At 69.3% G+C, this 17,419-nt stretch carries 11 protein-coding genes and 3 pseudogenes; 7 read left to right on the plus strand and 7 right to left on the minus strand.

Going from position 1 to position 17,419, the window contains the following annotated elements:
• Positions 1-159: pseudogene (locus tag ACZ34W_RS37045) on the plus strand (IS630 family transposase); the annotation flags it as partial.
• Between the two features lie 1,214 nt (positions 160-1,373).
• Positions 1,374-1,712 (plus strand): hypothetical protein, encoded by a 339-nt coding sequence (locus ACZ34W_RS37050; RefSeq protein ID WP_465610679.1) that lies wholly within the window; start codon positions 1,374-1,376, stop codon positions 1,710-1,712.
• Positions 1,713-2,045: 333 nt separating this feature from the next.
• On the opposite strand, the gene ACZ34W_RS37055 is transcribed toward ACZ34W_RS37050, so the two are convergent.
• From ACZ34W_RS37055 to ACZ34W_RS37075, 5 genes are all read right to left on the minus strand, one after another.
• A complete protein-coding gene (locus ACZ34W_RS37055) occupies positions 2,046-4,514 on the minus strand; it encodes a SpoIIE family protein phosphatase (RefSeq protein ID WP_465610681.1) in 2,469 nt (822 codons plus the stop codon).
• A 987-nt stretch (positions 4,515-5,501) separates the two neighbouring features.
• Positions 5,502-6,020 carry a hypothetical protein gene (locus ACZ34W_RS37060; protein ID WP_465610683.1) on the minus strand — a complete coding sequence of 173 codons (519 nt, stop codon included), beginning with the start codon at positions 6,018-6,020 and terminating at the stop codon, positions 5,502-5,504.
• A complete protein-coding gene (locus tag ACZ34W_RS37065) occupies positions 5,996-6,982 on the minus strand; it encodes an IS481 family transposase (RefSeq protein ID WP_465610699.1) in 987 nt (328 codons plus the stop codon). The genes ACZ34W_RS37060 and ACZ34W_RS37065 overlap by 25 nt, the downstream gene beginning before the upstream one ends.
• A gap of 451 nt (positions 6,983-7,433) precedes the next feature.
• Entirely contained in the window at positions 7,434-7,901 is a 468-nt protein-coding gene (locus ACZ34W_RS37070; protein WP_465610685.1) for a hypothetical protein, read from the minus strand.
• Positions 7,902-8,056: 155 nt separating this feature from the next.
• Positions 8,057-9,034: an AraC-like ligand-binding domain-containing protein gene (locus ACZ34W_RS37075; RefSeq protein WP_465610687.1), complete on the minus strand. Its 978-nt coding sequence runs from the start codon at positions 9,032-9,034 to the stop codon at positions 8,057-8,059.
• 382 nt (positions 9,035-9,416) lie between these two features.
• Between ACZ34W_RS37075 and istA the strand changes: the two are divergent.
• From istA to ACZ34W_RS37100, 5 genes and pseudogenes are all read left to right on the plus strand, one after another.
• Positions 9,417-10,939, plus strand: a pseudogene (gene istA / locus ACZ34W_RS37080) (IS21 family transposase).
• Positions 10,939-11,295, plus strand: a pseudogene (locus ACZ34W_RS37085) (ATP-binding protein); the annotation flags it as partial. The pseudogenes istA and ACZ34W_RS37085, both read left to right, overlap by 1 nt.
• Before the next feature lie 117 nt (positions 11,296-11,412).
• Entirely contained in the window at positions 11,413-11,793 is a 381-nt protein-coding gene (locus ACZ34W_RS37090) for a hypothetical protein (protein WP_465610689.1), read from the plus strand.
• 56 nt (positions 11,794-11,849) lie between these two features.
• A complete protein-coding gene (locus tag ACZ34W_RS37095) occupies positions 11,850-12,206 on the plus strand; it encodes a creatininase family protein (protein WP_465610691.1) in 357 nt (118 codons plus the stop codon).
• Positions 12,207-13,449: 1,243 nt separating this feature from the next.
• The gene (locus tag ACZ34W_RS37100; RefSeq protein WP_465610693.1) at positions 13,450-13,698 is read left to right on the plus strand and encodes a hypothetical protein; all 249 of its coding nucleotides are present in this window, start codon (positions 13,450-13,452) and stop codon (positions 13,696-13,698) included.
• A gap of 134 nt (positions 13,699-13,832) precedes the next feature.
• On the opposite strand, the gene ACZ34W_RS37105 is transcribed toward ACZ34W_RS37100, so the two are convergent.
• Positions 13,833-16,514, minus strand: a complete 2,682-nt coding sequence (locus tag ACZ34W_RS37105; protein WP_465610695.1) for an RICIN domain-containing protein — start codon at positions 16,512-16,514, stop codon at positions 13,833-13,835.
• 376 nt (positions 16,515-16,890) lie between these two features.
• Complete coding sequence (locus ACZ34W_RS37110; RefSeq protein ID WP_465610697.1) at positions 16,891-17,175, minus strand: hypothetical protein; 285 nt, start codon at positions 17,173-17,175, stop codon at positions 16,891-16,893.
• Positions 17,176-17,419: the final 244 nt, after the last annotated feature.

Genomic DNA, 17,419 nt, shown 5'->3' on the forward strand with positions numbered 1-17,419 from the left:
GTCAAGCGCAGCCTGGCCAACCTGTCCTCGGTCGCCGTCGACCGCCTCGAAGCCCTCCTCCGCAACCGGCTCAAACGGCTCCAGTACCGCCCCGACATCCTCGACGGCTTCCTCACCGGGGCCGGCCTCTCCCTCGACCTCCCACCGCCATCACCCTGAAGCGCCGAAGTCAGTAACGCGCGGAAGACCACCCGAACCGGTACACGAGTCCGGTGAGACTCCGCTGAGGCCGATCAGACTTCACAGAGACAGGTCGCCAAGGCGACTGCGACCCCCGCCCCGCTCTGGACGCTCTCGACCGAGATGTCGAGCGGGACCCCGGCTTACCGCGAGAGTTCCTCCCTCCCCTATCCCCAGGTAGCGGCTCGACATCACTCCGCGACTTCGAATAGCCGGACTTACCAGCAGGTTCCAGGCCGTTGCGAAGCATTGCGGCTCCCTCACCTTCGCTGTCAACGTGGGCGGGTACGCGCACCGCTGCAGCTGAGGCCGGGACGGTAGCACCGCCCGGGGCTGTCACCAGGCACCGGCACCTCCCGGCCGGCGCTCCGCCCGGCTTCCCCAGGTGTCCATCGAGGCCCCGGTGCTTGCCGATGACCCAGCCCTGGTCACCGCCTGTCGAGCTCGGCATCCCGGGCATCCGCATCTTGAATACCCGGCTCTGGCGGGTATCCTGCACAGCACGGCTGACAGCCACAGACACGCTGAGCACAGGGGACGCGGACCACGAGTTGCGAGTCCTCGTTTCACCCGTTGCCGACATCCGAGCAACACGGCCGGGCCCCGCGGAGCGCCCATGGTGCTTCCGAGCCGGCTTCTTGACAGCCGCAAGGGGCTCGCTTCTACGCCCCTCCCCTACTTCGGGCGGCGCCAGGCCGGCCTCCTCTCGTGCCCTCTCTCCAGCCACTGCGGCCCGCCAATGGCCATCCCAGGGTGACTTCTATCGACCCAGCGGATCACCTGCGAATGACGTCCGCGCGAGGGAAACCCGCGCGGAGGCCATCCATTGACCTCACATCAGGTATCTCCTCAGGCCCGTAGAGAACTCCCAGCAACCGCGACCCCGGCCCGGATCGCCACCCCCGGGCCAGCCGATACGGCCCCACACCATCCTCGCCCACAGGCCCCAGGCAGGCACACATCACCGCCTCAGCACTGTAGGACCCCTGAAGGCAGTCCATCAGTGGCCCTACCAGCCGGTGCGGCGCCCAATCGGGCCGAGGGCGTGGTCGGCCACGGCCACGGGCTGGTCCACCCACCGGGGCGGAACGGTCTTCCGTCGGCCCAGGGCTCCATGTTCCTACGGCCCCGCCCGAGGAGGCCCGCATGACGGCGCCCCTGCCCCGCAGACTGCTGTCGTCGCGCTGACCGCAGTGTTCGCCCCGACCGCGGCCGCATGCCCTGCCGAGCCCCCGCCAGAAGCCGCCGAACGCTACACGATCACTTTCTGGACGATGCCGTTCTGGGTCGGCCGACCCGACACCCTCAGACACCTGGTGGAGGACTTCAATGCCTCCCAGAGCAGATTGACCGTCGAACTCACCGTGCTCGACTGGCAGAACGGCCGCGAAACGATCAAGAAGGCAGTCACGGACGGCCGGGGCCCCGACGTCTGGCTGATGAACAACGGCTTGCCCCTGGAACACTTTAGTATATCGAATACTCCTACCGTGCTCGATTCCGGCCCCGGTGGAGACACGACCGACCAATGACTCCCCCCTCACACCCGGCGCCTCATGCCGGGTGCACCGGGCCGTATTCCCCCACGGTCCGGTGCACCCACCCGGTGGAGCGGCCGGAGCAACTGCTCCGGCCCCGCACAGGACCGGCTACTGGATGGTGATCTCAGACGTCATCCTGACGAGGTCCCTGACGGTGCCGGGCCCGCACTCGCCGGGGCGGCGACCACACCCGCAGTCTCTGGGCTTCCGGATCCTACGAATGGCCCGGACGGTCCCACCAACGAAGGTACGGATCCAGAACCAACCCAGGTGCAGCGACCGCCGACAGTCGGCTGCGCGCGGAAAGCGATGGCGCCGCAGCATCTACTCGCGCGGCGCCATCGGGTGCGGATCGTCCTCGATGCTCTGTTCGGCCCAGATGGTTTTGCCCGTGGAAGTGGGCCGGGTGCCCCAGCTCTGGGTGAGCTGGGCGACCAGGAGCAGGCCGCGGCCGCCTTCGTCGTAGGTGCGGGCGCGGCGCATGTGGGGTGTGGTGCTGCTGGCGTCGGATACCTCGCAGATGAGGGTCCGGTCGTGGATGAGGCGCAGCCGGATGGGTGGCTCGGCGTACCGAATCGCGTTGGTGACCAGTTCACTGACGATCAGTTCGGTGACGAAGGCGGCCTCGCTCAAGCCCCACATCTCCAACTGGTCGACGGCATTCCTGCGTGCGGCGGCGACGGAGGCGGGCTCCGGGTCCACGTCCCAGACGGCGACCCGACCGGCTTCGAGCGCACGGGTGCGGGCGACGAGCAGGGCCACGTCGTCGTCAGGCCGCTGGTGGAGCATGGTGGCGAGCACCGTGTCGCACAGCGCTTCCAGGGATGCCGCGGGCGCGGCGAGGACCTTCCTCAGCAGCGCGACGCCGTCGTCGATATCGCCATCCCGGGATTCGATCAGACCGTCGGTGTAGAGGGCGAGCACGCTGCCCTCCGGCAGTTCGGTCTCCATCGCTTCGAAGGGCAGACCGCCCAGGCCGAGTGGGGGTCCCGCCGGAAGGTCGAGCAGTTCGACGGTGCCGTCCGGGCCGACCACGACCGGCAGTGGGTGCCCGGCCCGGGCGAGTGTGCACCGGCGGGAGACGGGGTCGTACACGGCGTACAGACAGGTGGCACCGACCTCTCCCGTCTCGCCGTCCGCGGCGGCCTGCCCCGTGTCCTGCGCATCGGTGGCCAGGCGGGCCACGAGGTCGTCGAGGTGGGTGAGCAACTCGTCGGGGGGCAGGTCGATGTCGGCGAGGGTACGGACTGCGGTGCGCAGCCGTCCCATGGTCGCGGAGGCGTGGATGCCGTGGCCCACGACGTCGCCGACGACCAAGGCGACTCTGGCTCCGGACAGGGGGATCACGTCGAACCAGTCGCCGCCCACCCCAGCCCGGGCTCCGGCGGGAACGTAGCGTTTGGCGACCTCCACGGCGGTCTGCTCGGGCAACTGCTGCGGCAGCAGGCTGCGCTGCAGGGTGACGGCCGTACGGCGCTCGCGGGTGTAGCGCAGCGCGTTGTCGATGCAGACAGCCGCCCGGGCCGCCAGTTCCTCGGCCAGCACCAGGTCGTCCTGCTGGAACGGGTCGGGATGCCGGTGGCGCGTGAAGACGACGACGCCCAAGGTGGTGCCACGCGCTGACAGGGGCACAGCCATCATTGAGTGGAAGCCGAACTCGCGGATCCGGGAGGTCCGGAGCGGGTCGTGGGTCACCCAGTCGTTGATCGCGGGGTCGGTCACCTGGTGCAGTACGGTGCGTCCTGAGCGCAGAGTCGCCACCGGCGGGGAATTCTCCGGGTACTCGTCCACCTCGCCCGGGGCGACGGCCGCCTCGGGGGTTCCCGGATACACGGACTGGTGGGCCATGCGCCGTAGCCTGAGAGGACCCCTCGCCCCCGGCGTTCCCCATGCCGACTCTTGCAGGTCGTCGAGGGACGTCAGCAGATCGACGCTGACGAAGTCGCTGAGATTCGGGACCGCCACATCCGCCAGTTCCTGTGCCGTCCGCGTCACGTCCAGCGTGCTGCCGATGCGGGTGCTGGCCTCCACGATCAGTTGGAGGCGCTTGCGGGCCCAGTACTGCTCCGTCATATCGTGCGCGGAGAGACACACCCCTTGGAGACGGCCTTCCCGATCCCGTATCGGCGACATGAGGACCGACCAGGCGTGCTCACGAGTCTCCCCGGCAACCCGCATATATGTCTCGATGTGCTGCGGCTTGCCGGTCTCCAGCACCCGCAGCATGGCCTGCTCCGCCCGGTCTCCCGCGTCGTCGTCCACGATCTCATTCACCCGCAGCCCGCGCATGTCCGACTCGCTGAGGGCCACAGACCGCTCCATGTCCTCGTTGGCGAGCCGCAGCCGAAGCCTGGTGTCGTAAAGCGCCAGCGCGCGGTCCGGGGACTGAGTGAAGCTCCACGCCACCATGGGTTCGTCGGCTGGCCGGACCTGCAGCCCGGCCAGCGGTGAGACGAGAAACCACGAGGCGCCTCGTCCCTCCGGCGTCCGGTGATGCGCCAACACCCTGACCTGCAGGCTGCGGCCGTCACGGTGGCGCAGAGCCAGCGTGCCATTCCACCTCGGTAGCTCGGACAAAGGGAGGAGGCCCTCCGTGGATGGCATGCAAGCGAGCAGCGAGGCCGCCGGACGGCCCAGGACGTCCACCGTCGCATACCCCAGCAGACGCTCGGCGCCCTCGCTCCACCCAGTCACGGTGCCGTGTTCATCCACAATGGCGCGGGCGGTCAGCCCCTCGCCGACGATGTCGCCGACAGGCCGCGCTTCGTGGCCGTCGTAGGTCCGCTGTTCCATGGACCCTCCACCCGCTCCGCTCACCAGGGCCCCGTGCCGCCGAGGCAACCCCGGGGCGCCGGACACTCCGGCCTGTGATCCATTGTCGGACTTGCTTGCCGTCTCGGCATGTCCTGGGAGCCTCGCGGGCAGCACGTACCCGCGAGGCGGGCCCGCCGCCCTGGTCACAGGCAGCTGAATTCTGTGTGTCCGGGAAGCCGAGACGGGCTGAGCCGCCCGACGGCGTGCAGTGCGTTGCACGCTTGTCGGCGGCCGTGCCCTGTATGCCCCGAGCCTCAGCGCACCTCGCACACCCGGCCCCAATGAGTATCTTCCAACCTGAAGTCGCAGCTCACGGGGCTGACGTGGAGCCGCAGTGAACTACTCAGGCTGGTTGGGGCGTAATCCTCAGCAAGTGATCGTCCACGTGCCGCGAGGTCAAGGGCTGGGAGCCGGTGTCCGGGGGTTCGTGAAAGCTGACGGGGCCTCTGTCATCCAGGGGATCGACCAAGATCTTCCTGAGGGAGCAGAGGCCTTTGTTTCAGTCTGTCACGGGCGGATCGTTCGGTGTGTTCACGCCCGGCCACATCGGCGAGTCGACGCTGGTCGCGCCACCAGAGCCGGCCGACGCGATCCTGGTCGAGACCGGTGCCCGGGAACAGCGGTTACGGGATCCCAGGTTCGCCTGCGAAGTACATGGCGCCCCGGTCGCCGTGGCCGGCCTGGACTCGGTGGTAGACGCGGTTGTGGGCGACGTTGAGTTCGCCGTCGGTGAACCACTCCGCGAACGGGGGGCGACCGGTCCAAGGTATCGGTCGGTTCGCCGGCCCAGTCCAGGCGGGCGGGCCTGCTCCGCCCAGAAGGCGAGCCACTCCTCGGAGGCCTGTGCGTACGCGGCGGCGGTCAGGTTCGCGGCCGCGGCGAACTCCGCCGGCGGCGCGAAACTGCGGTCCTCCTTGAGCGGGTTCGCCAGGCTCTCGGTACTCATGATGGACTCCGGGCATGTGATCATTCGGGACGGCCGCCCCCGTGCTTGTTCTCGATCACCCGACAGCCAGGGGCCCGGTACTCGGGCGGAGGGCACCGCTCCAGCGGCGCCCGGGGCGGGTTCGCCTTCGCGCCGGGCGAGGCCCACATCATGCTGGAGAAGCCGAGGCGCCTGCGGTCGACCTCGACGGCCTGGCCGGCGGCCAGCACTGTCTTGACCTTGGCCCGGGGCAGGGTGGCGGTGGCAGGCTCAGGACGACCAGGTCGGGCGCCGCGCATGGCCAGGTAGGCCAGATCCTCGGGCAGCAGGCGGGAGCTGACGGTCCGCACGAGGTGACCGTCGACGAGAATGTGAACGCTCCGCAGGTCCGCCCAGACCGTCAGCGTCCGCCCTGCCAGTCCCTGGTTCACCGCGACGCGCGGCTTGCCCGGGACCAGGCTGAGCTCACCGCCGGGCGGCACACGCAACTCGAACTCGACGGCGCCCTCGCTCGGGGCGGCCGCCGGTGGCTCGATCACCTCGATCCGCAGCTCTGGCATCGGTTCCGGTTCGACGACAGGGACCGCCGGGGCTGTCTCGCGTGCCGGGCCGCGCGGCCGGAATAGGCTGGCTGGGACGGCCATGTCCAGTGCTGGTGCGGTCGTTGGTGGTTGTAGGCGTGGACCCAGGAGTCGATGGCCTCCTGGGCGGCGGCCAGGGACTCGAACGGTGCTACGTGATCGAGGAGTTCGGCGCGCAGGGTCTTGTGGAAGCGTTCGATCTTGCCGGTCGTCGTGGGTGAGCGCGGCTTGGTGTGCTTCTGGGTGATGCCGTTCCCGCGGCAGACCCGTTCGAAGAGCACTTCGACCGGTTGGGGGCGGTTGTGGCGGCCGGTGAACTGCTTGCCGTTGTCGGTCAGCACCTCGAAAGGCACTCCGTAGCGGCGCATGGCCGCCGCGAACGCCGCGCAGACCGCACGTCCGCTCGGCACCGCCACCACCGCGGCGATCACGATGAACCCCGAGTGGTCATCGATGCCGATCACCATCTTGCACTCGCGGCCGTCGGCCAGCGGCACCCCGCCGACCAGGTCGAGCTGCCACAGGTGCATCGGAGCCTCGCGCTGCCAGCGCTTGTAGACGCGCGCGTGCCGTTGCTCCTGCGGCTGGGTCAGCCCGTTGCGGTCCAGAACCCGGTGCACGGTCGCTCTGGACGGTGCCGGATCCAGGCCGCGCAGGCCCAGCTCGTGGCTGATCCGCCGGGCGCCCCGACGTGCATGCTGCTGCCGAACATCGCAGATCAGCGCTTCTACCTCGGCCGGCAACCGGGTCGGGCTGGTCCTGGGCCGGCGCGACCGGTCGGCAAGCCCGGGCAGGCCCGCCTCCTCGAACCTCCTCCGCCACGTGTGCAGCGATTGCCGGGACGTGCCGTAGCGCGCAGCTACCTCCCCGATCGGCGAGCCGCCAAGCACCTCCCGCACCGCCCGATACCGGTACTCCACCGTCGCCTGCTGATCCACGATCCCCGCCCAAGGCCACCGATCCGAGCCAGGCGTAGAGGATCACCGATCACACGGACGGTCAACCATGTCCTGAGAACGAATGGTCAACGATGTCCTGAGACCTCACACCGACACCGGGGAACGTCCCCCTCTCCCGGGACCCCGGCTGCCTGCGCTCCGTTGGCCTGTCGGCGGCTCGCTCGGTCCGGGACCGGCGGATCGGCTTGTACCGCGCCGGCAGCCCGGGGACGGTCACGGGCACGGCGGCCCCTACCGCCGTGCCCGTGACCGTCAGGCCGTCGAGGCCGAAGCCGTCAAGCACATCGCCGAGGCCGCCTCGACGTTCCACACGGTATTCGGCACCCGGAATCCGAAGGATGCGAAGCGGAAGCAAAGCCGACAAGCACCGGGAAGTGTGGCGGGTCGTGTGACCGTGATGGGAACTCCGACAACGCGTATGCGGTGGCGGCGCTCAAACGTTCAGCCAGAAGGCTTCCAGGGGAAGGCCGCGACCTGTCGTGCCGATCTGCATGTTGCCTCCCGGCAGGTAGGTGGGACCACCCAGCCAGCCGTCGTTCCTGATGTAGGCGTCACCGGCCGTGTCCTGCCCACCGATCATGATCGCTTCCATCGGGGAGTTCATGCCTGTGGTACCGATCTGGCGCTGGGTTCCTCCCCACGCGCAACTCCATTCGGAGTCCCAGCCGAAGTTGCTCCGGTGTGCCTTCATGCAGAAAGTGATGTCCTTGGGCGACTGGAATCTCACCGCTTCGATATTCCGGGCCTCACCGATCGTGCCGGCCCATTGTCCGCCACACATCCACTCCTGCCAGCCCTTGTTCTGCAGGTGTGCCTGGTAGGCGAAGCCGCCACCGCACGGAGCGCTGGAAGCGCTTGCCTGCCCCGCGCCACCGATGAGGCCTGTCGCGGCTATCGCCACAGCAGCAAGAGTGTGAATGGTCCTTCTGAGCATCGACTGTCCCCTGTTTCGCGTGGGGCGTCGATGGTTGACGCCCCGCTGTGGCTTCTCCTGGAGCATGTCAGGGCGCTGTCCGGCTGTGTTGGCACTGCGTCGACAGTTTCTTGGCTCTGCGTCTACTGGCCTACGGGCCCGGACAGTGCCTGACGCCGGTGCTCGCTGGGTGAAAGTCCGTAGGCAGTCCGGAATGCGCGGCTGAAGTCGTCAGCGCGAGGGATGCCGCAGCGGGCCGCGACGATGTGGATCGGCATGGCGCGCAGAGCGGGGTCGGCCAGGTCTCGGCGCGCCTTCTCCAGCCGCTGGCCTCGGATCCAGGCGGCGAGCGGCTCACCCCGCGACTGACGGGTGAAGACGCGGTGCAGGTAGCTGACGGAGATGTGGTGCGCAGCGGCGACCAGGGACGGCGACAGCTCCGGATCGTGCAGGTTCCGCCGGACGAACGCCCGGACGCTCTGCACCGTGGCCCCTTGCCGCGCGTCCTCCGGCACTGCGGCCTCGGCGTCCAGCTCCCGGGCCAGCCAGGCGGCCACCAGGTCGACCACGACCGCTCCCAGACGGGGTGCCTCGGCCGGCCCCAGGGCGACGGCCTGCCGGGCCAGACCGACAAGGAACTCCGACAGCAGCGCACCGGTTCCTTCCCGCCCCGAGAGCCCCCGGCCGAGCAGGCCGCGCAGGTGCTGTGGCGGCAACGGCAGCGACGACGCGGGAAAGTCGATGCCCAGAGCTTCGACCCGCAGGCCCCCCCGGTCGGTGGCGCCGGCGCCGAAGGCCCGCAGTTCGAAGGGATGCGAGCTGTCGATCAGATGGAGGTCGCCCGGCCCGAACGACTCCGTCCGGCCGGCGTCGCGCGTCAGGGCCAGCCCACCGTCGAGGAGCAGCGTCAGGTGGTACACCTCCGGATCGGACCGCCGCACCATAGTCGCGGTCCGCCGGAACAGCGCCGGCGGGAACGACGTCCTGAGGAGCGTCACCGGCCCCAGTTCGAGGCGCTGCATCTCCGCCGCGAAGTCGTCGGTGTGAGCGCTGATCACCTCGCTGTCCCGCGACCGCCCGATCAGTTCCCGCCAGTGGTCGAATCGCTGCTTCGCGGGCACACCCGCACCCACGAACTCGCCACCCGTCCTCGCCGCCACTCTCCGCTCCCCTCGGATTCCACGCCCATGGCGACCGGCAGGACCTTCCCGCCCGACATCACCGCTGTGACAGATCAGCTTGACATCAACTGGTCCCGCTTCTGGCGGCCTGCGGCCCAATACGCCCCGCGTCCCAGGACGCGCGGCTCCGGAAGGCCGCCGGCGTCACCAGCGTCAACGCTGATCATGCCGGATGGGCACTGGAAAAGGCTGACGGCAGCCAACTTAAGCTCCACTCTGGCGGCCACTTGTGGCGCAATCTGCGGCCTCGGGATTCCCCGCGTACGGCCAGATATTTCTCCCCGCTCGCCCCGATTGGTCCCGCTCGGCGACGCTGGAGCGGGTGAAGAACAGCAGGGAGATCATGGAGATCCTGGAGGCGTACGACCTCACAGGTAGTTACCGTTCTGCGGCCGAGCTGGCCGGGTGCGACCACCACACGGTGGCCCGGTACGTGAAGATGCGCGAGGCCGGACATGAGCCGGGCCAGCACCGACACCGCGCCCGGGCGATCGACGACTACCTTCCGAAGATCGAGGAGCTGGTAGTCCGCTCGCAGGGCCGCATCCGCGCGGACGTGGTGCACTGGCGGATCGTCGCGATGGGCTTCACGGGCGGGGAACGCACCACCCGCCGCACGGTCGCCGAGGCGAAGGCCCAGTTCAGGGCCGGCCAGCGCCGTGTCTACCGGCCATGGGTAACCGAGCCCGGGCTCTGGCTGCAGAACGACTTCGGCGACGGGCCGGTGATCAAGGGCCGCAAGACCACGCTGTTCTGCGCGTGGCTGGCCTGGTCCCGGTTCCGGGTGGTGATCCCGATCTGGGACAAGACCCTGCCGACGGTCACCGCCTGCCTGGACGCCACGCTGCGGCGGATCGGCGAAGTGCCGGCCTTCGTGCTCACCGACAATGAGAAGACGGTGACCACCGACCACGTCGCCGGGATCGCGGTCCGCAACCCGGAGATCGTGGACGTCGCCCGGCACTACGGCACGACCATCCGCACCTGCGTGCCGGCCGACCCGGAGTCCAAGGGCGGCTCGGAGGCGACGGTGCGGATCGCGAAGGCCGACCTGGTGCCCAAGGACGTGAACCTGCGCGAGGAGTTCCGCACCTTCGGCGAACTGGAGGCGGCCTGCCGCGAGTTCTGCGAGGAGGTCAACTCCCGCGCCCACCGTGAGACCCGGCGCAAGCCCGTCGACCGCCTCGCCGAGGAGCGCCCAGCGGCTGCACCCGCTGCCTCGGCAGCCGTTCACCGCGGCGTTCGGCACGACCCGTCGGGTCAACTGGGACGCGACGATCTCCGTCGAGGCGGTGCGCTACTCGGTCCCGCACGAGCTGATCGACACCCGGGTCTGGGCCCGCTTCCACGGCGAGGAGCTGATCGTCACCGCCGTCGACGACCGCGGCTCGGCCCGCGAGGTAGCCCGGCACCGGACCGGCAAGCGGGGCTCGCCCGTGCTGGACGACGCGCACTACCCGCCACGCGAGAACAAGGAAGCCGACCGCACGCCGAAGGCCACCAGCGCCGAGGAGGTCGCCTTCCTCGCACTCGGCCCGGGCGCCGCGTCCTGGCTGGTGGAGGCAGCGGCGGCTGGCACCTGCCGGATCAAGGCGAAGATGGCCCAGGCCGTCGCCCTCGCCAAGCTCTTCTCCGCAGAGGAAGTCGACCGGGCGCTGGGCACCGCGGCGGTCACCGGCCGCTTCGCGCAAGGACCTGCTCTCGATTCTCGACTACCAGGCCGTCCACGGACAGGCCGAACCCACCCGCCGCAGCGAGGAGCACTCGCTCCAGCCGGGCACCTCCGCCTGGTCCTCCTTCGGCCTCAACACCCTGCTCGACCACGACGAAAGCGACCCGTCCTGATGGCCACCCCGCTCCGAACCGTCCACGGCACCAACGGCGATCCGCTGGCCGAGGCCCTCGAACTGACCAAGCGGCTCAAGCTCCCGCACATCCGCCGCTCGCTGACCGACATCATCCCCACCGCCAAGGCCCAACGCTGGGAGCCGGCCGAGGTGGTGAGGGTCCTGCTGGCCGAGGAGGCTGCCGGCCGCGACCGCGCGAACCCGCACACCCGCCGCAAGCGGGCCGGCTTCCCCAGCGGCAAGACCTTCGGCGACTGGGACGAGACCGCCTCCGCGATCCCCAGGCACACCCAGGACGCGCTCAAGTCCTCCGAGTGGGTGAGCCGTCGGGAGAACCTGTGTGTCTGCGGCCCGTACGTTATCGGGGGGTGAGCGTTTCGCCGCAAGCGTTTGACCAGTTGGTGACGGTTCAGATATCTCAGCAACAGTGGCCGCTGTCGCCAGGAGCGGCGTGCTCCGTAGGATCGCGTCGTGCCCGCTGACGAACGCGTGACCAGGTCATCGCTTGCCGACCACATCCAGCCGATCTCCGTCCCCCGGTCGATGCCGCTCTTGCCGCACCGGATCTGGTCAGATGAAGACTGGGAGCGCATCCAGCTCGGCTACTGCTCCCGGGGCATGGACGAGAAGTGGAACATCTTCACGGAGGGCAGCGTCGTCTTCCTGCACCGGAGCTGGACGGGCCACGGGATCTTCAAGGCGACCTTTGCTCCGGTGGATGAAGACGGCTGGCGGATCACTGCAGCCGTGGTGGAATGCGACCGGAAGCGCTATCGAGGTGATGACGACGAACACAACTGTCTGATGCTGGAGCTATTGATCAGCACGATTGTGCTTGGTGAGCCAGCGTAAGAACTCCGCACGAAGCTGGCGGAGTCGTCCAGGAGGCCAATGCGGCGGGCCCGCGCATGGCCTTGTTCCCGCGCGGCGAGGACTGGGCAGCGGCCCGCACCGCAGCCGGCCTGGAGAGCACCGCCCACGAGGACATGCACGCCGGGGAGATCGAGACCTCCGTGCTCATGCACCTGTGGCCCGGTCTCGTCGGAGCCGACTACGCGACGGCCGATCACGTGGCCCAACGACCGCACCTGCTCGTCCTGGGGCTCCAGCCCTCCACCCTCAGCGGAGTCGTCGGCCGTCCATCCCTGGGCACCCCCGCAAAGGGAGAGGCCGTCCTGCATGCCCTGACGTCGGGTTTCGCTGAAACGCTGCGGGTGCTGACCGGTGAGGTCACGGCACGGCCAGAAGGAGAGCCGAATGCCTGACAGGAGCACGTGATGGGCGAGTTGGCCCCCAGGTTTCGGCTTCTCGTTCTGGAAATGAGGTGGCAGAAGTTCGAGACCCTGGCGCCGACCGCCCCCATGTACCTCTGGAGATCCAGCAGCGTGGTCGACTCGCTGGTCAGCCCCTCTCGATCGCGCCATCGAAGGTGGTCCACGAGCAGGTACGCGTAGGTCCGCTGGGTCCCCCGACCTTCGAAGGTGTGCAGGAAGCTGTCGGACTCCTCATCCACCGTGCCGCTCGGCGGCGTCACGATGACGTACGAGCGTCCACCTCCCGCCCGCTGCAGCGTCTGGACTCGAAGCTCCCCAGACGCACCCAACACCATCCGGCTCCGCACCATGACTTCCGTCAGCCCATCCGCACGCTCACAGCAACGTTGCGGATGATCCTTGGGCGGTCGGAAGAGATTCCAGTACGACGCCGAAGATCAACCTAACGGACCATCAGGACACCCAGCTCGCGGTCGGAGAACACGCCGTCGGGCCGGTCGCGCCGGATCAGGGCGAGGCGGTCGTCGTGGAGCAGGGCCGCGCACACCCGGGTCCGGACCGGGTCGGGGCCTGCGCCTGGTGGTCACTGCCGGGACCAGGCCGGGCAGACCGGTTCGTGCCAGGTCGTTCGGACAACCAGGCCGCCCTGGGCGAGGTGCTCGCTCGACCAGGTCCGACAGCACCCGCCGCCGACGCCGGTCCGGGTCGGGGCTGGCGGTCTCGCGGCGGGGGCGGGCACGGTGGCCGGTGCGGAGGGACGGCGTCGGCGTCGGCGGTGGGGCCGCGTGGGTGTCGTCATGCCGAAGGCTCTGCCCACCCGACCGCCGCGCCGAACCCGGCAGCCACCCGAACGGACCACGCCGGGACGAAACTCACCGGCCCTGACCTGCGATGGAAAGTTTCCGGGCCCGAGAGGGCTGTCCCTGGGGGGCGAACTCACCGGCGGCTCCGGGGTGAAACTCACCGGCCCGGGACGAAACTCCCCAGTGCAGGTCAGCGGCCTGCACCAGGATGAGGGCGGGTCAGGACCGGCGCCACCAGGAGCGGGTGCGCTTCGCCTCCCTGGCCGCGGCTTCCGCGGCGACGCGCTCACGCTCGGAGGCCTCCCGCACCCGGGGCGACGCGTAGCGGTCAGGAAGCCGGCCAGTAGGCGGCGAGCCGGCCCGCCAGGGCGGGGTCCCAAGACCCGCGTGATATGGCCAAGACTGGATTGTTCGAAGCCTAATCTCCAGCGGTGAAAGTAGACACCCATCGGACGCTGCCGGTCCAGCCAGGAGATCAGAGCGCCGTCCCGGGTCTTGTCCGTCGGGTCGAGGTGCTGGTGGCCGGTGTGGAACGCGGCGGCCAGCTGGTACATCCGCTGCCACTCGGTGGCGCGCGGATTGAAGGCCCGCAGCTTCACCGTCTGCAGGATCTGCGCGGCGTGCTTGCGGGCGTTGATCCGCAGCCACTCCATGTCATTGCCGTTCTTGAGCCTTCGTAGAGGGGCTTGAGGTCTGCCGGCCGATGTGCTCGGCGTTGTGAACAGGGCGCGGCTTGGTGGTGGAGAGCGGGTGGGTGGGCGGGCCTTGTCGCTGCCCGCCCACCCCGTCGTGTTCGTCGGCGGTTTGGAAGGGGTCAGGAGATGGTGAAGGTCTGGCGGTTGCTGCTGGCGTCGTAGGGCTGTTGCTGGAACTGGTCGCCCTGGGCTGCTCCTGCAGTGAGGTAGAGGCCGCTGTAGCGGTTGATGATGTGGATGTTGCCGCTGCCGGCGTCCTCCAGGCGCCATTCGTCGTTGGTGTAGGTGCCGGGGGCGTAGGCGTATTGGATGATCTTCGCTCCGGGCGCCTGGGAGGCGTTCAGCACGACCAGGTCCGTGCCGCTGTTCTGGTTGACGATGCGCACGTAGCCGTCGCCGAGCGGTCTGAACTCGAAGTGCTGGTTCGCGGCGTTGATGTTCGGGCGGCGGATGATCGGGGCAAGGTTCGCGAGGCTGCTTCCGCTCACGTCGACGACGTCGTTGGTCCCGGTGACGGTCACCGCGTGGTACCCCGTCGGCACCGTGACCGGGCAGCCGACCTGGATCGTGACGGGCGTACCGGTGGTGTCGCCGAGCTGGCTGGTGGTGACGGGGGTGATGACGGCGGTGCCGGCGGCCTTGGCGGTGACCTTGCCGGAGGCGTCGACGGTGGCGACGGCCGGGTTGCTGCTGGTGTAGGTGACGGTCGGCAGCAGGGGCAGGATGTTGTTGGTGCCGTTGGTGGTGACCTCGTCGGTGGCGACCTGGGCGGGGCTGGTGGAGGCGAGGTTGGCGCGCAGGTTCAGTCCGTTGTCGAGGTTGTTGTCCTTGATGACGGCGCCGGACGAGCCGCGGTAGGTGAACAGCGCAGTCGTGTACGGTGCCGCGCTGGTGACGGTGCGGACGTCGGTGGTGGTGCCGGGTGAGAGGCAGGTGTTGGGGGTGGTCGTCTGGGCCGAGAACGCGGTGTTGCGGTCGAGGCGGGAGACGTTGTTGCGTTCGAAGGTGATGCCGGCGACGCTCTTGGCGTCGAGGAGGCTGACGTTGCCGATTTTGAGGTCGTTGTCCTGGATGCGGATGTTGCGGTGGACGGGACTGGCGGCGTCGACGACCTGGTTGGTGGGACCGATGAGGATCACGGGGCTCGTCGGGCGCAGGAAGGTGTTGTGGCTGATCAGGACGTCCTGGACCGGGCCGGACTCGTACCACTGGTAGGCGTCGGAGGAGATGAAGATGCTGGACATCCCGGTGCCGTCGAAGGTGTTGTCCTTGATGACGACCGGCTTGCGGGTGGTGACCAGGATGCCGCGGGTGGGCATGCTGGTGAGGGTGTTGCCGCTGATGTTGACGGTGGGTGTGTAGGTGGTGTTCTCCACCACGAAGTTCCCGGCGGTGACCGATGCGGGGATGGCCTGGTCGAAGGTGACGTTCATGGTGGTCAGTGGCTTGTTGTGGTCGCGGCCCGTCGGGCCGTCGACCGACACGACCTTGGCGGTGATACCGGGGACGGCCACCATCGTCTGCTTGTTGACGATCTCCACGCTGTCGCCGGGGTAGAACTGCGGGAACCCGGCGGTCTGGGGGTGTCGGTAGGCGAGGGTGAGCGTCTTGCCGTCCGCGGAGCGTGCGGTGACCTCGACGTAGGTGCCGTGGATGTTGATCGCGTCGTCGTGGGCGTCGTTGAACACGTTGTTCGTGATGTTCAGGGTGCCCTTGATGCCGGACATCTGGACGAAGTCGGCGAACCCGGCCGTGCTGCGTCCCGAGGCGGGGTCGGTGCGGAACTCGTTGCCGTCCAGGGTGATGTTCTCGCTCATCTGGCCGAGCCAGCCGAAGCCGTGCAGGTAGCGGGCCTTCAGCCCCCGGACGGTGACGTCCTTGGACTCCCAGATGAACGCGGAGGCGGTGTCGCGGGTGTCCTCACGCATCTGGTAGACGAGGCCCTGGTCGGTCGGCGGTGTCGCGGTCGTGTAGTCGATGCGTATCTTGTTGCCGGCCAGGGGTGCCATCGACGCCACGTTCGTGAAGAGCACGCCGCTGCCGCCACGCCAGGAGAGCTTCGTCGCCGGGTTGTAGAGCTGGGTGTACCTCATGCCGTTGACGCCGGACCAGTAGGGCTGGCCGGTGGCGGGGCTCGTCTCGCCGAGCCAGGTCACCCGGTTGTTCGCCACGGTGAAGCCGCTGCCCGGCGGGATGCTCAGCACCCGGTATGCCCGGCCGTTGGAGACGCCCGTCTCGCTGACGGTGGCGTCGATGACCTTGGGGGCGGTGACGTCGTAGCTGAAGTCCCGCACCAGGACGTTCTGGGAGCGGATGGCTGCGAACGTGGTCATCAGCCCGTGGAACTGCAGGTGCGAGCCGCCGCCGTCGATCGTGACGTCGTGCATGTCCTCCATGAGGATGCCAATCCGCTTGTCGCGGTAGGTCGGGTTGGCGCCGACGGTGTTGGACATGTACAGCTCCCGGGTCTCGGCCTGCTCCGGGTAGATCTGGTAGGTGCCGTGGGGGAACAGCACCCGCACCGGGCCCTGCACGGTCTTGGCCTGCAGGAGTGCCGCCTTCACAGCGGCGGCGCTGTCATGCTGGCCGGTGGGGTCGGCGCCGAACGCGGTCACGTCGACGACCGTCTCGACGGGCAGGGCCTGTGCCTGCAGGGGCGAGGCGAGCGCGACGATGACGGCTGCGGACAGCAGCGCCGCCCCCGCCCGTCCTCGACCGGCTTTTCCGGGCTTTCTGGGTGTTCTGGCGGGTGAGGGAGGCTGCGGAACCTTGCGGCTCCAAGGCACGAGCGAGAATCGCATGCGGATCTCCGTGGGTGGGGGGTGAGCGTGGCGATTGGTGCTCAGGCGCCGGACTGGACCCCAGAGGGGACGACCACGTCGAGGTTCGGCGTTACGGTGTGCGACGGCTCTGATGGCTCGGCGCTCGCGGCTCGGCCGGCGCCTGGCCGTCGGGTAGCAGTACGGCGACGACGAGGTGGATGGCCGGGGCGTGCAAGCGGTTACCGGTGGCAGCGCGAGTTCACGGGGTGTTGCCCCGGTCGCACGTTGGGAGGTGTGCCGTGCAGCGGCGGTGGAGCCGGGGACAGGGTTCTCGATCGGGCGGGCGAGAACCGTTGCACCGGTGGTGGGGCGGCTGGTGTTCGGCGGGGCCCGGTCGGGGTGGGTGTGTGGTGTGTCAGGCCTGGGCGATGTCGAGGTGGGCGCCGCGGCGGTGGCGTATCGCCGCGGGGCTCTGGGCGCGTAGGGCGGCGGCGGTGATGGCCTGGGTGCGGGTGGTCGCCCACTGGATGAAGCTGTGGGTGCCGCGGCAGCCGTCGGTGGTGCGGGTGTGGAGGGTGACCATCCAGCAGGGTGTGGCGTCCGGGGCCGTCGAGTGGTCGAGGGGTGTGGTGCGGACCGGCGTGCAGGACGCCGTGCCGGGGTGGGGACGGCCGGTGGTGCGGCCGGGGGAGTCGGACACGGGTGCCTCCGGTGGTGCGGGCGGCGCCGGGCATGGCCGGACGCGGGGTGGTGCGTGCGCGGTCCGGGTGGCGCTGTCGGCCGCGGGGTGGGGCGTCCTCGGCCTGTGGGGGCAGGCCGGGGACGGTCCCAGGAGTGGTGCGGGGTGGGGTCAGTTGCAGGTGGCGCCGCTGGTCTTGAAGGTGGTGGCGTCGACCATGGTGGTGGGGGCGAAGGCCTCGGCGGGCATGGCCTTGCCGTTCTTG

It is taken from the genome of Kitasatospora sp. NPDC022856, assembly GCF_055561235.1.